At 71.9% G+C, this 16,458-nt stretch carries 14 protein-coding genes; 6 read left to right on the top strand and 8 right to left on the bottom strand.

Going from position 1 to position 16,458, the window contains the following annotated elements; genetic code table 11:
- Positions 1 to 100 precede the first annotated feature (100 nt).
- Positions 101 to 1,930, top strand: coding sequence for a rhamnogalacturonan lyase B N-terminal domain-containing protein (locus ACG04Q_RS19070; protein WP_394512858.1), 1,830 nt, complete (start codon positions 101 to 103; stop codon positions 1,928 to 1,930).
- Between the two features lie 31 nt (positions 1,931 to 1,961).
- On the opposite strand, the gene ACG04Q_RS19065 is transcribed toward ACG04Q_RS19070, so the two are convergent.
- Positions 1,962 to 2,366, bottom strand: a complete 405-nt coding sequence (locus tag ACG04Q_RS19065) for an acyl-CoA thioesterase (protein WP_394512857.1) — start codon at positions 2,364 to 2,366, stop codon at positions 1,962 to 1,964.
- A 71-nt stretch (positions 2,367 to 2,437) separates the two neighbouring features.
- Here ACG04Q_RS19065 and ACG04Q_RS19060 point away from each other — a divergent pair, with 71 nt between their 5' ends.
- Positions 2,438 to 4,219, top strand: a complete 1,782-nt coding sequence (locus tag ACG04Q_RS19060) for an ABCB family ABC transporter ATP-binding protein/permease (protein ID WP_394512855.1) — start codon at positions 2,438 to 2,440, stop codon at positions 4,217 to 4,219.
- A 10-nt stretch (positions 4,220 to 4,229) separates the two neighbouring features.
- Here ACG04Q_RS19060 and ACG04Q_RS19055 read toward each other — a convergent pair whose 3' ends face one another.
- The 6 genes from ACG04Q_RS19055 to ACG04Q_RS19030 all read right to left on the bottom strand — a co-directional run bounded on the left by ACG04Q_RS19055 (position 4,230) and on the right by ACG04Q_RS19030 (position 10,899).
- Positions 4,230 to 5,468 carry a M15 family metallopeptidase gene (locus ACG04Q_RS19055; RefSeq protein WP_394512853.1) on the bottom strand — a complete coding sequence of 413 codons (1,239 nt, stop codon included), beginning with the start codon at positions 5,466 to 5,468 and terminating at the stop codon, positions 4,230 to 4,232.
- Entirely contained in the window at positions 5,465 to 6,724 is a 1,260-nt protein-coding gene (locus tag ACG04Q_RS19050; protein WP_394512852.1) for a hypothetical protein, read from the bottom strand. Before ACG04Q_RS19050 ends, ACG04Q_RS19055 begins: the two co-directional genes overlap by 4 nt.
- A gap of 74 nt (positions 6,725 to 6,798) precedes the next feature.
- On the bottom strand, positions 6,799 to 9,561 hold the full coding sequence (locus tag ACG04Q_RS19045; RefSeq protein WP_394512850.1) for a hypothetical protein: 2,763 nt from the start codon (positions 9,559 to 9,561) through the stop codon (positions 6,799 to 6,801).
- Positions 9,562 to 9,648: 87 nt separating this feature from the next.
- Complete coding sequence (locus ACG04Q_RS19040) at positions 9,649 to 9,960, bottom strand: hypothetical protein (RefSeq protein WP_394512848.1); 312 nt, start codon at positions 9,958 to 9,960, stop codon at positions 9,649 to 9,651.
- Positions 9,961 to 10,024: 64 nt separating this feature from the next.
- Entirely contained in the window at positions 10,025 to 10,642 is a 618-nt protein-coding gene (locus ACG04Q_RS19035) for a UPF0149 family protein (RefSeq protein ID WP_394512847.1), read from the bottom strand.
- A gap of 17 nt (positions 10,643 to 10,659) precedes the next feature.
- Positions 10,660 to 10,899 (bottom strand): hypothetical protein, encoded by a 240-nt coding sequence (locus ACG04Q_RS19030; protein WP_394512845.1) that lies wholly within the window; start codon positions 10,897 to 10,899, stop codon positions 10,660 to 10,662.
- 67 nt (positions 10,900 to 10,966) lie between these two features.
- Here ACG04Q_RS19030 and ACG04Q_RS19025 point away from each other — a divergent pair, with 67 nt between their 5' ends.
- Both ACG04Q_RS19025 and ACG04Q_RS19020 read left to right on the top strand, forming a co-directional pair.
- Positions 10,967 to 11,833 carry a transposase gene (locus tag ACG04Q_RS19025; protein WP_394512843.1) on the top strand — a complete coding sequence of 289 codons (867 nt, stop codon included), beginning with the start codon at positions 10,967 to 10,969 and terminating at the stop codon, positions 11,831 to 11,833.
- A gap of 192 nt (positions 11,834 to 12,025) precedes the next feature.
- Positions 12,026 to 12,874 carry an amidohydrolase gene (locus tag ACG04Q_RS19020; protein ID WP_394512842.1) on the top strand — a complete coding sequence of 283 codons (849 nt, stop codon included), beginning with the start codon at positions 12,026 to 12,028 and terminating at the stop codon, positions 12,872 to 12,874.
- On the opposite strand, the gene ACG04Q_RS19015 is transcribed toward ACG04Q_RS19020, so the two are convergent.
- On the bottom strand, positions 12,866 to 13,222 hold the full coding sequence (locus ACG04Q_RS19015) for a hypothetical protein (protein ID WP_394512840.1): 357 nt from the start codon (positions 13,220 to 13,222) through the stop codon (positions 12,866 to 12,868). The genes ACG04Q_RS19020 and ACG04Q_RS19015 overlap by 9 nt on opposite strands.
- A gap of 181 nt (positions 13,223 to 13,403) precedes the next feature.
- Here ACG04Q_RS19015 and ACG04Q_RS19010 point away from each other — a divergent pair, with 181 nt between their 5' ends.
- Positions 13,404 to 15,626 (top strand): penicillin-binding protein 1A, encoded by a 2,223-nt coding sequence (locus ACG04Q_RS19010; RefSeq protein WP_394512839.1) that lies wholly within the window; start codon positions 13,404 to 13,406, stop codon positions 15,624 to 15,626.
- A 124-nt stretch (positions 15,627 to 15,750) separates the two neighbouring features.
- The gene (locus tag ACG04Q_RS19005; RefSeq protein ID WP_394512837.1) at positions 15,751 to 16,440 is read left to right on the top strand and encodes a hypothetical protein; all 690 of its coding nucleotides are present in this window, start codon (positions 15,751 to 15,753) and stop codon (positions 16,438 to 16,440) included.
- Positions 16,441 to 16,458 lie beyond the last annotated feature (18 nt).

The following is a 16,458-nucleotide window of genomic DNA, read 5'->3' as shown; positions in this document are numbered from 1 at the left end:
CGGCGACAGGCCGCTTCCTAGACTGACTCGGCCGCAATCACGCGGCAGCACCGCCCGCAGCAGTGAGCAGTAGATGGCCGGGCACCAACGGAGACAACACATGCGGATCGACTTTCTCCGCCGGCCTCTGCGCCGGCTGGGTGCGCTGGCCTGCGCGCTCTTCTTCATGGCCCTGGGCTCGCCCGCCATGGCGGCCTTCAGCCTCACCACGCTCTACGACAGCGGCAGCTCGTCCAAGGTGCAGTACCAGGTGGACACCGGCGGCGGCCTGGTGTTCAAGGTCATGGCCTACGACAACGGCGTCAGCACGCAGTCCAAGGGCGACCTCTCCAGCCTCGTCTACAACGGCGTGCAGTACGCCGACGCCAGCCGCGGCTCGCAGCTGAACTCGGGCTTCGACTACCTCTACAGCAACGTCTCGGCCGTCGACGTGCAGGCGCAGATGATCAGCAGCACCGGCGCCGCCACGCCCGCGTCGACTGCCAACGGCGGCGTCGTCAGCGGCGGCGCCTACGTGAAGATCACGGTGACGGTGAACAGCGCCAACGGCGGCGTGCTCAAGCACTACTACCTGGCCAGGAGCGGCGAGCCGCGCATCTACATGGGCACCTATTTCACCGAGGAACCCGACACGCTGAACCTGGTGCGCTTCATCGTGCGCGTGCCCATCGCGGCGCTGTCCAGGGGCGGTCCGGCCGGCACGCCCGGCGGCCTCACCGCCAACGGCAGCTGGGCGCAGGACCTGCGCGACACCAGCACCACCGTCGAGGCCAGCGACGTGTTCGGCATCCCCAGCGGCACCTATGCCGGCCAGACACGCTCCAAGCACTACGCCAACATGCGCGTGAAGGACTGGCAGTACTTCGGCGGCGTCAACAGCGGCGGCACGGTGGGCCTCTGGTTCTACCGCGACAACCAGGAGGGCGGCTCCGGCGGCCCGTTCTACCGCAGCCTGCTCAACCAGATCACGTCCACCAACAACGAGCTGACCTACATCGTCAACTACGGCGAGGGCCAGACCGAGGCCTTCCGCATGGGCGTGCTGAACAGCTACACGCTGATGTTCACCGGCGGCGGCGCACCGGCAGCGCCGGACACCAGCTGGTTCTCGCTGATGGGCCTGGATGGCTACGTGCCGCCCGCGGGCCGCGGCGCCGTGGCCGGCGTGGGCCTGTCGGGCACCGACCCGGCCTACACCTACACCGTGGGCTTCGCCAACAGCCAGGCGCAGTACTGGACGACGGCCAACCTCGCCAACAGCGGCTACTTCAAGAGCACCGGCATGCGCCCGGGCAGCTACACGCTGACGGTCTACAAGAACGAGCTGGCCGTCTACACCGGCAGCGTCAACGTGACGGCGGGCGGCACGACGGCACTGAACACGCTGACGATCAATGCCGACCCGGCCGCCACGCCGGCGCTGTGGCGCATCGGCGCGTGGGATGGCTCGCCGGCCGAGTTCGTCAACGGCAGCCGCCTCACCAGCATGCACCCGAGCGACAGCCGCATGAGCGGCTGGGTGGCGCCCGGCTTCGCGGTCGGCAGCGCCACGGCCGCCACGGGCTTCCCGGCCTACCAGTGGAAGGACGTCAACAACGCCCGCGTCATCACGTTCACGCTGACCAGCGCGCAGCTGCAGAACCTGACGCTGCGCCTGGGCACGACGACCGACTTCAACGGCGCACGGCCGCAGGTCACGGTCAACGGCTGGACGTCCGCCGTGCCCGCCGCGCCGCCCAAGGGCTCGCGCAACCTGACGGTGGGTACCTACCGCGGCGTGAACCGGCTCTACAGCTACGCCATCCCGGCGTCGGCGCTGGTGGCCGGCACCAACACGGTGACGATCAATGTCGTCAGCGGCACCAGCGGCACGGGCTTCCTCAGCCCGGGCTTCTCCTACGACGCGGTCGACCTGATCGCGACGCCGTGACCTGAAGCCCTGCGCCCGGCCCGCGCCAGTCTCAGGCCGTGACCTGGCGCGGCTTGCCGTCGCGGTCGATCGCCACGTAGGTCAGGTTGGCCTCGGTCACCTTGACCACGTGCAGGTTCTCCGGGTCGCGCTCGGCGAACACCTCCACGTGCACCGTCACCGACGTGCGGCCCACGCGCGTGATGGTGGCGTAGAAGCTCAGCAGGTCGCCCACCGAGACGGGCTGCTTGAAGATGAACTCGTTGACGGCCACCGTCGTGATGCGGCCGCGCGAGAGGCGCGCCGGCAGGATGGAGCCGGCGATGTCCACCTGCGCCATGATCCAGCCGCCGAAGATGTCGCCGTTCGCGTTCGAGTCGGCGGGCATGGGCATCACGCGCAGCACGAGCTCGCGATCGCCGGGCTTGTGTTGGACGGGGCTTGATTCCTGGGGCATGGCGTTCACTTGGGAGAATTCGGCTTTCATTGTCGGGCCTGAGCTTGCGATCTCTCAATTCAGCATCAACCGTGCCACCCACAGGCAACGCCGCCGCCGTCCGCGGCGACTGGGGCACGGTGGGCCGCCTGCTGCCCTACCTGTGGCGCTACCGCTGGCGCGTCGGGCTGGCGCTGGCCTTCATGGTGGGCGCCAAGCTCAGCAACGTGGGCGTGCCCATCCTGCTCAAGCACCTCATCGACAGCCTGGACCTCAAGCCCGGTGCGCCGCAGACGCTGCTGGTCGTGCCGCTGGGCCTGCTGGTGGCCTACGGCGCGCTGCGGCTGTCGACGTCGCTGTTCACCGAACTGCGCGAGCTGATCTTCGCCAAGGCCACCGAGGGCACGGCGCGCAGCATCTCGCTGCAGGTGTTCCGCCATCTGCACGACCTGTCGCTGCGCTTCCACCTGGAGCGCCAGACGGGCGGCATGACGCGCGACATCGAGCGCGGCACCCGCGCCGTGCACTCGCTGATCAGCTACTCGCTCTACAGCATCGTGCCGACGCTGATCGAGGTCGCGCTCGTGCTGACGCTGCTGGGCGTCAAGTTCGACGCCTGGTTCGCCGGCATCACCGTCGCGGCGCTGGTGGTCTACGTCACGTTCACCGTCGTCGTCACGAACTGGCGCACGCAGTTCCGCAAGACGCTCAACGAGCTGGACTCGGTGGCCCACAGCAAGGCCATCGACTCGCTGCTGAACTACGAGACGGTCAAGTACTTCAACAACGAGGACTTCGAGGCGCGCCGCTACGACGAGAGCCTGGAGAAGCTGCGCCGCGCGCAGTTGAAGAGCCAGACGACGCTGTCCATGCTCAACACCGGCCAGCAGCTCATCATCGCGACGGCGCTGGTGCTGATGCTGTGGCGGGCCACGCAGGGCGTGGTGGCCGGGCAGATGAGCCTGGGCGACCTGGTCATGGTCAACGCCTTCATGATCCAGCTCTACATCCCGCTGAACTTCCTCGGCGTCATCTATCGCGAGATCAAGCAGAGCCTGACCGACATCGAGAAGCTGTTCCTGCTGCTGGACCGCGAGCGCGAGGTGGCAGACGCACCGGGCGCCGTCGACCTGCAGGTGAGCGGCGGCAGCGTCCGGTTCGACGACGTGCGCTTCGCCTACGACCCGGCGCGGCCCATCCTGCACGGCGTCAGCTTCGAGATCCCGGCGGGCAAGAAGGTCGCCGTCGTGGGCCCCAGCGGCTCGGGCAAGAGCACGCTGGCGCGGCTGCTGTATCGCTTCTACGACCTGGACGGCGGCGCCATCCGCATCGACGGGCAGGACATCCGCGCCGTCACGCAGCACAGCCTGCGCAAGGCCATCGGCATCGTGCCGCAGGACACGGTGCTGTTCAACGACACGGTGGCCTACAACATCGCCTACGGCCGGCCCGGCGCCAGCGCCGCCGAGGTGGAGGCCGCGGCGCGCGCGGCGCACATCCACGGCTTCATCGCCGCCACGCCCAAGGGTTACGACACCATGGTGGGCGAACGCGGCCTGAAGCTGTCGGGCGGCGAGAAGCAGCGCGTGGCCATCGCCCGCACGCTGCTGAAGAACCCGCCCATCCTGATCTTTGACGAGGCCACGTCGGCGCTGGACTCGACCAACGAGCGCGCCATCCAGGCCGAGCTGGAGTCGGTGGGGCAGAACAAGACCGTGCTGGTCATCGCGCACCGGCTGTCCACCGTGGTGGACGCGCACGAGATCCTGGTGCTGGAGCAGGGCCGCATCCTCGAGCGCGGCCGGCACGACGAGCTGCTGGCCCGCGGCGGCCGCTACGCCGAGATGTGGCGCCTGCAGCAGTCGGGCGAGTAGCGCAGGCGCGTCAGGCCTTCTGCAGCAAGAACCCCGGCGCGGCCACGCCGGGCCACAGCTCGTACAGCACCTCCACCTTGTCGGTGCCGCCGTTGCGCGGGCTGGACGGGATGCCCAGCGCCCGCGCCGCGGCGATGCTGAGCTCGCCCACCTTGTTGGCCGGGCCGCGGTCGGCCACGACGCAGTCCACGCTCTTGCCGCGCCAGGTCACCCGCGCCTTGCAGCCGCGCACCACGCCGGCCGTGCGCTGCACGACGAGCGGCGGCACGACGACGTAGGGCACCGTCTCGGCGTCCACGTAGGCGGCCGGGTCGTCCAGCGCCTTGCCGGCGTGGCGGTACCAGGTGGTGGATGCGATGACGCCGCCGGGGAACACGCGCGGCTGGTTGTCCGGCCCCAGCAGCACGATGTCGCGCGCCCAGTTCTGCGCGCAGACGACGCGGCCATCGGCGTCGATGCGCATGCCGCCGTTGGCCAGCGCCTCGGTGCCGCTGTCGTCATCGCGATAGGCCGCCGGGCCGCCGGCCTGGCCGTTGGCGCCGTCGGCGTCGATGTCGGCATCGGCCGTGAAATGCACGCGGCCGTCGCTGTCCTCGCGGATGGTGCAGACGAAGCCTTCGCCGTCGATGGTGCCCAGCGTGCGCGACGTGACGGTGGCGGCTGGCGCCACGGCCGGCGCGGCGGCCGGCGGCGTCATCACCTCGGGCGCGGCGGCGTCGCTCAGCACCACCGGCGCGGCCGGCTGGGCGGTGCCCAGCGCGTCCACATGCTCCCAGACGGCCTGCATGCCCTGTGCGTTGATCAGCGCCCGCGCCGCGTCGGACGGGCTGGCCGGGCAGCGGCCCCACTGGAAGTGCGGCAGGTCCGCCATCTTCCAGTCGCCGCCCCAGGTGCAGCCGTGCTTCTTGAAGATGGCGCCCACCTTGCGGAACCAGGCGTCGCCCTCGGGCGGCGACCAGAACTTCTGCGCATGCACCACGTCCACCGCCAGGCCGAAGCCGTGCCAGCTGTGCAGGTTGGACGGCGCGTTGGTCACCGGCTTGTACGGCGGCTTCACGGTGCGGCCGCGCTGGTAGTACATGGCTGCGAGCCCGGCCGAGCGGTAGGCCTCGTAGACGAAGGCGTTGAGCCCGTTGGCGGGGCTGTTGCACTCGGCGATCGCCGCCTCCACCGCGGCGCGGAAGGCCGGCGCCAGGCGGGTGAGGTCGCGGTTGACCATCAGCTCGGAATCGCTGGACCCGGCGCTCACAGCGGAATCTCCTGCGGGTTGGTGCGGCCGTCGCGCCAGGTGTGCGGCACGAAGTCTGGCGGGGCGCCGGGCACGGGCGCGGGTGGCGCCGGCGAATCGGTGGAGGCATGCGGCGCGGCGGCCGCAGCGACGGTGGCCACGGCGGCACCGACGGCGTCCTTGGACGGGTCGGCGCGGTCCTCGCTGCCTTCCTCGCGGCTCTTCTCGCGCGGCTTCACCGTGGAGCGGATGACCATGAACTTGTTCAGCAGGTCGAACCAGAACGGCGCGCCCAGCATCACCGCGAAGGCGGTCATCAGCCAGCCGAACGCGACGCGCACATGCGCGTAGCCAGTGGGCGTGCAGCGCTTGACGTCTTCGATGCGACACATCTGCACCGGCGTCAGGTCGGCGACCGACCAGTCCGCCGGGTTCTTCGCGTCGAGGTTGCCGCCACGCCAGCCCATGGGCATGCCGACCTTCTCCAGCTCCTCGCGCGCCCGCTGCGCGGCGGCGATGCCGCTGGCGGCCGACGCGCCGGGTTCGGGGGGCTTCACCTGCGCCGCCGCCGTGACCACCGTTTCGCGCAGCGTCTTGTCCACCGTCAGCCGGCCCATCACGTAGATCGCATCCACGTTCAGCGCGGCCGCCGCCGCTAGGCCCAGCGCGAACAGCACGGTCTGCGTGCGGCGCTTGTACCAGCCCGAGGCCCGGTCCATCGCGCCGTCGAACCAGTTCTGCAGGTTCTGCGTCAGCTGGGCCAGGTCGCCGCCGCTGTGGTCGATGGCGCTCAGCACCGCGCGGCGCAGGAACGGCGACTGCAGCTCGGCCGCGCGCTCGCGCAGCTGTGCCAGCGTCAGCGGTGCATGCGGGGCCGCCTCACTGCTGGCGCTGGCCGGGCCGCGCGCCACCAGGTCGATCAGCGCCCGCGCGAAATGCCCGGCCGGGATGTAGGACGGCAGGTTGCGGCGCAGCGACCACGGCATCTGCCGCGCCCGCGACACGCCCGGCACCCAGTTGGTCAGCCGGTTCACGGCGAGGTGGGCGGGGTCGTAGCCGCCCTGGTACAGCGAGGACACCAGCGGGTGCGCGTAGACGTGGGCGGTGAGCTGGCCGCCCTCGTCGTCCAGCAGCGTGCGCATGCCGCGCTCCAGGTCCATCGCGCGCCACTTGAAGATGCCTTCTATCCACTCCTTGATGCCGGTGCAGATCAACGACATCAGCAGGAACAGGAAGGCCATGCCGATGGCCACTTCCAGCGTCTCCGAATTGAACATGGCGTGCGGCCTCCTGGGATGCGCCGCGATTGGAGGCGCGGCCCCGGCGGCCGTCATCCCCTGGATTGCTGAGATCAGGCCAGCAGCAGCGGCCGCGGCGCGTCGGCGCCCGCCGGCTCGGCCACCATCAGAAAGCCCGGCGGCAGCTGGCCCGTCAGCTCGGCCATGGCGAGCAGGAAGGTCGCGAACGGCCAGGCCAGCGCCTCGCCCAGGCCGGTCAGCGTCTGGCTGGCCACGGTCACCGCCTCCAGTGCCGCGCGGATGTCGCGCAGCGGCCGCTCCACCCGGGCGCGCGTGGCGGTGGGCAGCTCGCCGTCGGGCGCGTCCTGCAAGGCCTGCCGCACCGCCGCGGCCGAGCCGTGCAGCGCCGCCGCGGCACGCAGCACGCCGGCGAAGCGGTGGAACACCGCGAACTGCACATTGGTGGCCGTCAGCTGGAAGGAGTTGGACACGCCGGCGTAGCCCAGCCCGGTGGCGTAGCCGATGTCGGGGTCCCGCGGCGCCACGTAGCGCGCCTCGTACAGGCCCAGGTAGGCCACCATGCGGCCCACGGCGCCGTCACCCTTGAAGAACTCGTCGGCCTTCTGCTGCAGTGCCGCGCTGGGCGACGTGCCGCTGAAGCGCTTCATGCCGGCATAGACGTCGTCCAGCGCGGCCAGGCCGTGCCGCAGAAAGGCCGCCATCACGGCCGAGCGCGGCTGGCTCTCGAACTTCAGCCAGTCCGCCGGCCCCAGCCTGACCGGCACGGCCACCGTCAGCCCGCGCCAGAACGCGGCGCGCTGCTCCGGCGTGGCGGGCTCGCCCAGCAGCGCGCCCACGTCGCGTGGCGGCCGCACGCCCACGCGTGCCGCATAGCCGTCCACCAGCGCCTGCACGAAGCCCTTGTCCACCTTGCTGCCACGCGCCGTGAACGCGCCGTCCAAACCCACCTCCACGCGCCGCACGCCGTCGGCCAGCGTCAGGCCGGCGCTGACGCCCAGCATCGCGGTGCGCGCCAACCAGGGGTTCAGCGTGCGCGCATCGACCTGCGCGAGGGCCTTGGCGGCGATCAGCCGGCCCCACAGGTCGGCCTTGAACGCCATGTCGACAAGGCTCACCCGCGTGTCCGTCAGCGCAGCGCCGAACAGCGTCAGCGTGGCCGACTGCGTCTCGACCGCCTTGGCCGCGCTGGTCAGCCAGCCCTCGTCCAGCTCGAACGCATGGCCCGCCTGCGCGGCGTCCACCAGCTCGCCCAGCAGCGCGATGCGGCCGCTGCACAGCGACTGGTACAGCGCCTGCGCGGCGGCCTGGTCGCCCTGGCCGCTGAACCAGCCCGCCACCGCGATGCCGCGCGAGCGGCTGCGCTGGATCTGCGCCGCCAGCGTGAGGCCGAGCTTGGCCTTCTTCGCGTCCGACAGCGCCGCCAGCAGCCGCTCGCGTGCCCGGCCGTAGGCGCTCAGCGCGTGCGTGACGGCCTCGGGCACCGCGCCGTTCAACCGCTTGAGCTCCTGGCCGATCTTGTCGCCCAGTGCGCCCAGCGGCGCGAGCACCGCGTCCAGCGCCGCGCCGGTCTTGTCGGTCAGCGCGGTCTTGAGCGCGCTCACGCGCGCCTGCCACTGCTGCGTGGCCTGCGCCAGCGCGTCGCCGACGGCCTGCCTCAGCGGCGCCTTGAGCTCGTCGGCCAACGGGCGCTGGCCCAGCAGCCGGTCCAGCCACGCGTCCAGCAGCGCATCCGCGTCGGCCGTGCCATCCACCAGGCCGGTGAGGGCGCCGTCCAGCGCGTCAGTCAGCGGCTGCGTGAGCTGGCTGACCCAGCGGGCCTGGGTGGCGCCTGCATCCGCCTGGCCCAGGGCGATGAGGGCCAGCGCCCGCACGTCGTCGTCAGCGAGCCGGCCGCCGGCGATCTGCGCCAGCTTCTCGCCCAGCGCCGTGCCGGGCTGCGTCAGTGCGGTCAAGGTCCGGGCATCGACGGCCGGCCAGGCGGCCCGCAGCGCGCGCTCGGCGCTGGCCGCCAGCGCGGTCAGGTCCAGCGACGCCGCCAGCGTCAGCGCGAACGCGTCCGAACGTGCGTCCAGCACCTCCAGCTCCACCTTCAGCCCCCACCGGTCGTGCCGTTGCTCGGGCCGCACATGCAGGCTGATATCGGCCGTGCGCGCGAACTTGATGTGGGCATCCACGCCGATGCTCAGCCCGATCTGCGCCTGTTCGCCGTCGAGGCCATAGGTCCAGCCACTCCAGCCCTGCCTGGCGCCGGCGCTGAGCTGGGCGTCCAGCGTGCCCGTCAGGTCCAGCCGCAGCCCCCAGAAGTCGGGGCTGGGCGCCAGCGCCATCAGGCCCGTGTAGTCGTTGGGCAGCCGCCAGAAGCGCGTCGACGCAGCCACCGCGTCGACCAGCAGCCTGTTCGTCGCGTCGCTGAAGTACCAGTGCAGCTTTGCGCCGGCTTCGGCCGAGAACGCGGCCGAGGCCTGGCCCCACGTCGAGATGGCCTGCTGGCCGGTGAGCCCGGCGGTGAGCGCCAGGTCCGCGCCCACCGACAGCGCCACGCGGCCGTCGCCGGGCTGGATGTTCAGCTGCTCGCGCAGCGCCTCGTCCAGCACGTCCACCGTCACGGCCGCCGAGGCGCCGACGGTGGCGCCCCAGTCCCAGCCGAACTCGGTGGTCTGCGCCGCGCCCGTGCGGTCCAGCAGCGGCAGCGCCACCTCGGGCTCCGGCTCCTGCGGCAACTGGCCCAGCGGCGTCAGCAGCAGCTGCCAGTGGCGCTCGGCGCCCAGCGCCTTCAGCGCGTCGGGCAGGGCGGTCGAGAAGTTCCAGTCCTTGAGCCGGGCGATCAGGGCGGAGTCGAGCTGCAGTCCGGGCATGGCGGTGGTCGCGGGAGTGAAGGCCGCGCAGCGTAGCCAGCGCCCGGCGGGGTGCCATCCGCAATATCGTGGAAACCGGCGGGCCGGTCAGTGCGGCTTCTTGGGCTTCTCGAAGCTCTTGGGGCGGTAGACGTTGCCGTCCCACTCGCCGTCGGTGCGGCTGTTCTGTGCCGACTCGCGCGCACGGCGGATCACGCGGTCGGCCTCCAGCGCGGCGGCGCGCGTCTGGCGCTGGCGGCGGCGCCAGCCGATGGCGCGGTCCACCTGTGCCTGCAGCCAGTCGCCCAGCCGCGCCATCGCGGCATCCACGCGCCTGCGCAGCCGCGAAGGCAGGGCCATGTGGACGGCCAGCACGATGCAGACGGCGAGGCCCAGGGAGGCGAGCACGGTGTGAAGCATGGGCTCAGTGTGAACCAAAGCGGGGGCGGGAGCCACCTGCGTTGAGGGGATAAAAACCCGCTTCTCAGCTTTTCTGACGAATCGCCCACAACGCCAGCATGGCGTCAGGAATAGTCCGGCTTGCCTCGTCGCGGTCCTGGGCCGAGCCCTCGGCCAGCGCGCCGTCGGGGCTGCCCAACGCCGCGATGGGCGCCAGCAGCGGGCCGGTCTCGGCGCCGTCGAACCATGGTGCCCAGGCGTTGGGCGCCAGGTCCACGGCCGTCAGGAAGCCGGCGGCCCAGTCCTCGGCGTCGGCGTACTCGGTGTCCTCGTCCTCACCGTCGGCGAAGCTGAAGATGGGCTCCCAGCCCTGCGGGTGCTGGGCCCACGCGGTGGCGATGGACTGCAGGTGGCGCAGCACCAGCATGACCACCTTCTTGCGCTGCTTGCCGCTGGCGAAGGGGGCGTTGTCGTCGGGGTTCTCTGCGTCGCCACCCCAGACCACCGGCAGCCAGTCGGCGCCGGGCAGGGCGGCCAGGTTGCGGCCGGGCGTCAGCAGCAGGCCGGCGAGGTAGCCGTCCAGCGCCTCGATGTTCATGGTGCCGTCCGCGTGCAGCGCGGCCAGCAGTTCGTCGAGGTCGTTCAGCTCCTCGTCGGCCAGCGGGCGGTTGTCGGAGGCGGGGTTGTATTGCGGGTAGTTCATGGGCGTCGTCCTGCGGCTCAGCCGTGGCGGCCGTGGCGGCTCTTGGGTTTCTTGCTGTCGAATTCGGCCAGCTGCGTCTTCAGCAGCGCCATCAGCACGCGGGCATTCTGCTCGGTCATCACCAGCATGCTGCTGGGCTCCATGCCCTCGAGCGGCTCGCGGGTCGACAGCAGCGCGTCGACCTTGAACAGCACCTGGCCGTGGATGTTGTTGGCGGCGGCCTTGAACTTCTGGATTTCGATCTGGTGGGTCTTCATGGGGCAATGGATGGGCCGGCAGGCCGCCATCTTGCCATTCCGGGCGGCGGGACATTTAATGTGGCGCATGGCCCGGCCCGCTCGACTCGAGATTGCCGGCGCGGTCTACCTGATCGGCGCCCACTGCCCGTCCGAGAGCGGCCGGCCGGCGTTCGCCGACGACGCAGACCGCAGCGAGATGTGTGCGCTGCTGGCCCAGGCGCTGCACCGCTTCGACGCCATCGCGCTGGCCTACGCGCTGATGCCCGACCACTACGACCTGCTGCTGTTCACGCGCCGCGCCAACCTGTCGGCGCTGATGCGCCATATCAACGGCGTCTACACCCAGCACCGCCAGCGCCGCGATGGCTTCAGCGGGCCGCTGTTCCAGGGACGCTTCCATGCCGTGCTGGTGGACCGCGAGCGGCACCTGCTGGATGCCTGCCGCTGGGTGGACCTGAACCCGGTGCGCGAGGGGCTGTCGCACGGCGCGGCGGAATGGCCGGGGTCCAGCTTCCGCGCGCTGGCCGGGCTGGAGGCGGCGCCCGCGTGGCTGGACGTGGACGGCCTGCACAGCCACTTGTTGAACAAGCAGGCCGTCACGGCCGCGCAGCACCGGCTGGCGGGCGACCGCTATGCGCGGCTGGTGGCGTCCGAGCCGGGGCTGCAGCTGTGGCCCGGGCGGCTGCGCGAGCAGATCTTCCTGGGCGATGCCGACTTTGCTCGCCGCATGCGCGCCGCCGCGGGCGCGCCCAAGCGCGTGGTGCGCACGCCCTGGGCCGAATGGCTGCGGCGCGCCGGCGGCATCCGCGAGCAGGCGCTGTGGCTGGCGCATACCGAGGGCGGTGTGGCGATGACGGACCTCGCCGCCCAGCAGGGATTGTCCGTTTCCCGCATCAGCCGTCTCATCGCCGCGGCGGAACGTGAAGCCCCTCGTCCCGATGCGCCACGCTGAACGCGTGCGCATCTGGCCGGTCCCCCGAGGGGACGGCGATGCTCTCGGCATTGAGCCGCGAGCACATCGCCATGGCGGGCCGGCTTGGCGAACTGGAGTCGGACCCAAGCAGTCCCTGCGGACTGCTTGTGCCTACGACAGGCCATGGGCCTCTGGCCCATGGCAGCCCGGCGCTCGGCCCGGAACACGGTCATGCTGAAGCGCCGCGCGCTGCTGCTGGCCGGCCTGCCGCTGGCCGCCCGGGCATCTGGCTATGACGGCCCGCTGTTCGACGCCCACCTGCACTACAACGACGACGCGCAGCTGCCGCATCCGCCGGCCGACGTGCTGGCGCGCATGGCCCGTGCGGGCGTGCGCGGCGCGCTGGTCAACAGCCGGCCCAATGACGGCACGCTGCGGCTGGTGGCCGAGCATGGCGCGCAGTGGGTGCCGTTCGTGCGGCTGTACCGCAACCGGGCCGATTACAACGGCTGGTTTGCCGATGACAGCATCCGCCGCATGGTGCTGGACCTGCTGGCCCAGGGCAGCCCCGCCGGGCCGTTCCGCGGCCTTGGCGAGTTCCACCTCTACGACAGCGCCAACGCCGACGGCCCCACCGCCGTCGCGCTGATGAAGCTGGCCCGCGAGCGCGGCCTCACCGTGCTGGCGCATGTGGACGGCGTGGCCGTGGACAAGCTGCTCGGTCACGCGCCCGGCGCGTCGCTGCTGTGGGCGCACACGGGCATCGGCGGCGAAGCGGTGGCGCGCGTGCGCGAGCTGTTCGCGCGGCATGCGGGCCTGCGCGGCGAGCTGTCGTACCGGCCCGGCGTCACCGCCGACGGCCGGCTGACGGCCGAGTGGCGCGCGCTGCTGACCGACCATGCGCGCCGCTTCCTGATCGGCTCCGACACCTGGGTCACGCAGCGCTGGCAGCACTACGAGGGCTTGTTCGCCGACTACCGCGGCTGGCTGGGCCAGATGCCGGGCGAAGTGGCGCAGCGCATCGCGTGGGGCAACGCGGCGGAGCTCTTCCAGCTCCAGCCGGCCGGCCCGTCAGCGTGACGCGGCGCCGGCCCAGCGGGTCGACGGCCCGCGCGCGGGCTCGGCGAAGCGGATGTCCAGCACGTACTGCTGCGGCGTGCCGGGCTGGCATTGCAGCTCGCCGACGGCCAGGCGCACGGGCGTCTGGTACTGGCGCGAGCCCTGCAGGTTCACCAGCCGGGCGCGGCCGTCGGCGCCGACCTCGAACAGCACGCGGACCTCGGCGTCGCGGCCCACGCGGCGCTTGGCGGCGTCCAGTGCATCGGCCAGCTGGTCGCCCGCCGCGGGGCAGCTGGCGGGCGTCGCGGGCGTGGCGAAGGCCGGCGCAGCAGCCAGCAGCAGGGGCATCAGGGGCAGCAGGGCTTTCATGGGATCTCCGTGTCAGGACGTGGTGCCGCAAAGTTAGAGGCCGCTGCCCCGTACGTCAGCCGCCATCGGACGAAGCGCAGCATCGGGCTACCGAGCTGCAGGCCGCAGCCGGCGCCGGCGCGACGGCCCTGACTTTCCTCATGGGCGCGGCAGGCCGCGCGCAGCCCCTACGATGCGGGCCATGCTCAAGTTCTTCGTCCAACGCCCCTGGTTGAGTGCGCTCGTCGGCATCCCCGTGGCGATCCTGCTGCTGGGGTCCATCGTCGCGGCCTTCATCTGGGTGCAGCTGCCTGCGCTGGACACGCTGACCGACTACCAGCCCCACCAGCCGCTGCGCGTGCTCAGTGCTGACGGCCAGCTCATCGGCGAGTTCGGCGCCGAGCGACGCCGCTTCGTGCCGCTGAAGGACATCCCCAAGCCCATGCAGGACGCGCTGCTGGCCGTGGAGGACAGCGATTTCTGGACGCACTCGGGCATCGACTTCGGCGGCATCGCGCGCGCGTTCTTCCGCAACCTCACGCACAGCGGCCCGCTGCACGGCGCGTCCACCATCACGCAGCAGCTCGCGCGCGACACCTACCTGACCAAGGAGCAGCGCTGGACGCGCAAGATCGTCGAGGCGCTGCTGGCCATCAAGATCGAGCACGCGCTGAGCAAGCAGCAGATCCTCGAGATCTACATGAACCAGATCTACCTCGGCAACCGTGCCTACGGCTTCGCCGCGGCGGCCGAGCGCTACTACGGCAAGACGCTGGACAAGCTCTCCACGGCCGAGGTGGCGCTGCTGATCGGCCTGCCCAAGAACCCCAACGGCCTGAACCCGGCGATCTACCCCGAGCGCGCGCGGCGCCGCCAGGCCGTCGTGCTGGAGCGGCTGGCCGGCGTGGGCCTGATCACGGCCGCACAGGCCAAGGCGGCGCGCGAGCAGCCGCTGGCCATCCAGCGCCCCAAGCGGCTGGCCGGCGTGGCCGACCACGCGGCCGAGCAGGTGCGCGCCGAGATCGTCGCCCGCTACGGCGAGGACGCTTACACGCGTGGCCTCACCGTGACGACGACGCTGCTGTACGCCGAGCAGGCCGCCGCCCAGCAGGCGCTGCGGCATGCGCTGTTCGAGCTGGAGCGCCGCCAGCCCTTCCGCGGCCCGGAGGCGACCGTGCCCTTGCCCGAGGGCGACGGCCTGGACGACGCGCTGGACGCCGCCTTCGATGCCCACCCCGACCTGGGCGAGCTGCGCACCGCCGTGCTGCTGGAGCAGGACAAGAGCGCCGCCAAGCTCGTGCTGGCCGACGGCGAGCGCATCACGCTGAAGGGCGCTGCGCTGCGGCCGCTGCAGGGCGCCAAGCGCGGCGCCGTCGTGCGCGTGCTGGAGTCCAACAAGCAGTGGCAGCTCAGCCAGACGCCGCAGGCCGAGGGCGCCGTCGTCACGCTGGACCCGGCCACCGGCGCCATCCGTGCGCTGGTGGGCGGCTTCGACTTCACGCGCAACCAGTTCAACTCCGCCACGCAGGCCTGGCGCCAACCGGGCTCGGCGTTCAAGCCCTTCGTCTACTCCGCGCTCATCGAGCAGGGCGGCTGGGCCGGTACGCTGGTCAGCGACGAGCCCTTCGTGCAGGGCGACTGGTCGCCGCGCAACTACGACGGCCAGTACGAGGAGGCGCTGACGTTGCGCCAGGGCCTGGCGCGCTCCAAGAACATGGTCACCATCCGCGTCGCGCAGGCGCTGGGCCCGCAGCGGGTGCGCGGGTGGGCGGCCAAGTTCGGGCTGGACGAAGAACGCCAGCCGCTGAACCTGACCATCGCGCTGGGCACCGGCGACGTCACGCCACTGCAGATGGCCCAGGCCTACGGCGCCTTCGCCAACGCGGGCCAGCTGCCCACCGGCTGGCTGATCCAGAAGGTGCAGGACGCGCAGGGCGAGACCCTCTGGCAGGCCGACCCGCCCAAGCCGCGCACGGCCGTCAGCGCGCGCAACGCGTTCATGACGTCGCAGCTGCTGGCCGCCGTCACGCGCGAGGGCACCGGCGCGCGCGCCAGCGCGATGCTGGGCCGCTGGGACCTGTACGGCAAGACCGGCACCACCAACGACGCGGTGGACGCCTGGTTCTGCGGCTTCCAGGCCGCGCGGGCCGGCGCGGTGTGGATCGGCTACCCCAAGCCCAAGTCGCTGGGCGAGCGCGAGAGCGGCGGCGGGCTGGCGCTGCCGGTCTGGGCCGCGACGATGGCCGTCGCGCTCAAGGGCCAGCCCAGCACGCCGCTCGCGCCGCCCGAGGACGGCGGGCTCGTGAAGGTGGGCGACGACTGGTTCTACAGCGAGTTCGCCGGCGACCTGGCCATCGCCCGCATCGGTGTGGCCGCGTCGGCGCCGCAGGAGGCGGCGTCCGACGTGCCGTCCCAGACTCCCTGAGCGCGCTGCCCGCCGGCGCCAGCGGCGACCGGCGTGGCGACTTACGCAAGCAACGTGGGGTAACAGCTGTCCAGGATGCCCGGCCCTAGAGTGGGTGCCTCCGCTGTCACAGACCCGATCGCCCATGCGCCACGTCCTGCCTGCCCTTTCCGCGTCGACCCTGCTGCTGTTCGCCGGTTGTGCCGCCGTGCAGGACGGGCGGCCGGGGCGCCCGCCGGTGCAGGGCAGCATGGCCCAGGCGCCGTCGGTGGCCGGTGTCGCGCAGGAGAGCTTCGGCAAGGCCGGCTGGGGGCGGCAGGGCGAGTTCGCACTTGGCGGCCAGCGCGTGCGCTACGAGCGCGGGGCCGAGCGGCTGTCGCTGTTCGACCCGCTGCCCGCCGGCGTGCGCGCCCCGCTGAGCTTCAGCGCCGGCGACGCGGCGGTGAGCTGCGAGGGCTGGACGCCCGAGCAGAGCGCCAACGGCCGCCTCACCGACAGCAAGCCCTGGGTGCTGAGCTGCAAATGGGGCACGGGGCCTGCGGCCATGCTGCAGATCGGCGAGGGCCAGGTGCGCCGCGGCAAGCTCAGCCGCGAAGGCGCCTACCGCCGCGGCGAGCTGACCGTGGGCCTGCGCTCGGCCCACCTGCTGGACGGCAGCCCGCAGCCGCAGACCGCAGCCGTCGGCTACGAGATGCTGCACCAGGGCACCGTGGTGGGCAGCCTGGACCTCAGCGGCCCGGTGCCGCGGCTGCGCCGGCCCGACCCGGCGACGCCGCTGGGCCGCGCGGTGACGGAGGCCGCACTCGCGCTGGCGCTGGTGTGGGAGCCGGCCTGAGCGGCATGGCGGCCGTTA

It is taken from the genome of Pelomonas lactea (assembly GCF_043555885.1).
Taxonomy (GTDB): Bacteria; Pseudomonadota; Gammaproteobacteria; order Burkholderiales; family Burkholderiaceae_C; genus Pelomonas; species Pelomonas lactea.
This window is presented reverse-complemented; position numbering and strand designations above follow the sequence as displayed.

What these genes read in the sequence shown, in the direction of transcription:
- ACG04Q_RS19070 (WP_394512858.1), top strand. Translation starts at nt 101, where the DNA reads ATGCGGATCGACTTTCTCCGCCGGCCTCTGCGCCGGCTGGGTGCGCTG.
- ACG04Q_RS19065 (WP_394512857.1), bottom strand. Translation starts at nt 2,366, where the DNA reads ATGCCCCAGGAATCAAGCCCCGTCCAACACAAGCCCGGCGATCGCGAG.
- ACG04Q_RS19050 (WP_394512852.1), bottom strand. Translation starts at nt 6,724, where the DNA reads ATGTTCAATTCGGAGACGCTGGAAGTGGCCATCGGCATGGCCTTCCTG.
- ACG04Q_RS19045 (WP_394512850.1), bottom strand. Translation starts at nt 9,561, where the DNA reads ATGCCCGGACTGCAGCTCGACTCCGCCCTGATCGCCCGGCTCAAGGAC.
- ACG04Q_RS19040 (WP_394512848.1), bottom strand. Translation starts at nt 9,960, where the DNA reads ATGCTTCACACCGTGCTCGCCTCCCTGGGCCTCGCCGTCTGCATCGTG.
- ACG04Q_RS19035 (WP_394512847.1), bottom strand. Translation starts at nt 10,642, where the DNA reads ATGAACTACCCGCAATACAACCCCGCCTCCGACAACCGCCCGCTGGCC.
- ACG04Q_RS19030 (WP_394512845.1), bottom strand. Translation starts at nt 10,899, where the DNA reads ATGAAGACCCACCAGATCGAAATCCAGAAGTTCAAGGCCGCCGCCAAC.
- ACG04Q_RS19025 (WP_394512843.1), top strand. Translation starts at nt 10,967, where the DNA reads ATGGCCCGGCCCGCTCGACTCGAGATTGCCGGCGCGGTCTACCTGATC.
- ACG04Q_RS19020 (WP_394512842.1), top strand. Translation starts at nt 12,026, where the DNA reads ATGCTGAAGCGCCGCGCGCTGCTGCTGGCCGGCCTGCCGCTGGCCGCC.
- ACG04Q_RS19015 (WP_394512840.1), bottom strand. Translation starts at nt 13,222, where the DNA reads ATGAAAGCCCTGCTGCCCCTGATGCCCCTGCTGCTGGCTGCTGCGCCG.
- ACG04Q_RS19010 (WP_394512839.1), top strand. Translation starts at nt 13,404, where the DNA reads ATGCTCAAGTTCTTCGTCCAACGCCCCTGGTTGAGTGCGCTCGTCGGC.
- ACG04Q_RS19005 (WP_394512837.1), top strand. Translation starts at nt 15,751, where the DNA reads ATGCGCCACGTCCTGCCTGCCCTTTCCGCGTCGACCCTGCTGCTGTTC.